Origin of the sequence: Allosalinactinospora lopnorensis (genome assembly GCF_000981225.1) — a bacterium.
GTDB lineage: Bacteria > Actinomycetota > Actinomycetes > Streptosporangiales > Streptosporangiaceae > Allosalinactinospora > Allosalinactinospora lopnorensis.
This window is the reverse complement of sequence record NZ_LAJC01000188.1, coordinates 1-984: the sequence shown is the minus strand read 5'-3', so window position 1 is coordinate 984 and position 984 is coordinate 1. Positions and strand designations below refer to the sequence as shown.

The 984-nt window shown below is 64.6% G+C and carries 2 protein-coding genes; both read right to left on the bottom strand.

Going from position 1 to position 984, the window contains the following annotated elements; translation table 11 throughout:
• Positions 1-9 precede the first annotated feature (9 nt).
• Positions 10-282: a transposase family protein gene (locus VS93_RS32725; protein ID WP_269082898.1), complete on the bottom strand. Its 273-nt coding sequence runs from the start codon at positions 280-282 to the stop codon at positions 10-12.
• On the bottom strand, positions 279-830 hold the full coding sequence (locus VS93_RS32720; RefSeq protein ID WP_269082897.1) for a transposase family protein: 552 nt from the start codon (positions 828-830) through the stop codon (positions 279-281). Before VS93_RS32720 ends, VS93_RS32725 begins: the two co-directional genes overlap by 4 nt.
• Between the last annotated feature and the right edge of the window lie 154 nt (positions 831-984).

Below are 984 nucleotides of genomic sequence, written 5' to 3'. Positions count from 1 at the left end.
GAGGTGATCTCAGCGAGTTTCTTTATCGAGGAGGGTGAGGGTCAGAGCGGCTTTGACGATGGCGCCGATGCGGGAGGGGCTTTTGGTGGTGTGGCGCAGGAGGCGCCATTGGCCGGTCAGCGCCGCCATCGCTCGCTCTCCGATGCTGCGTAGGCCGCGAAGCAGCAGGTTGTAGGCCTGGGTGTCGTGATGGAGTCGCTCGGGCGCTACCTCCTGAAGGCGTTTGATCGTGGTGAGAATTCCGGATCCGGCTGTCTCGTATCCCGCGTCGGCCAGGATCACCAGCCATCGGCTGCGGCCTTGTGGACAGCGGGCAGGGCGTGCAGGCGCGCAGCGGTGATATCGGCGGTTGAGCCGGGTTCGACGTCTGAGGCCCAGAGTGGGTGGCCCGCGTCATTGGCCAGGAATTGGATATTGCCGCCATGGCGGTGCTTATGGCCGCTGTACCACAGGTCGGTGGTGCCGTCGGTATTGGGCTCACGGCAGCGATCGCAGGGGAAGAGCTTGCCGTCCAACACGGTGTGGTTGTCGTTGTCACTGGCGGCGCGCAGGGCGTCGTGGAGCCGGGGCGCGTGGTCGGCGAGCACGTCGATGCCTTCGTCGATGTAGCGGTAGGAGGTGGCGCGGCTGATGGCGTTATCCTTGGCCAAAGCGTGGGCGTCGGTGGTATCGCGGAAGTGGCGGACCACGAGCACGGCCTGCTTGTAGCAGCTCAGCGCGCGGGTGTGACGGCGGGTGCCGCGCCGGCGGCGGCGCTCGTCGGCCAGCAGGCGAGACACGTTGCGGATGAGTTCCGTGGAGACATCGAGGATGGCACGATAGGGGACCACGTGGAGCCTTTCACGGTAGCTCGGCAGAGTTTCAGCACCTCGCCTTCTACCTGGGGCTCCACGCTTATTTCAGGAGAACGGAGAAAGTTCCCCGATCTTCCTTATCGTTCGCCTTGTACCTTCCATCCCTCCCTCCAGTCGCTGAGATCACCTC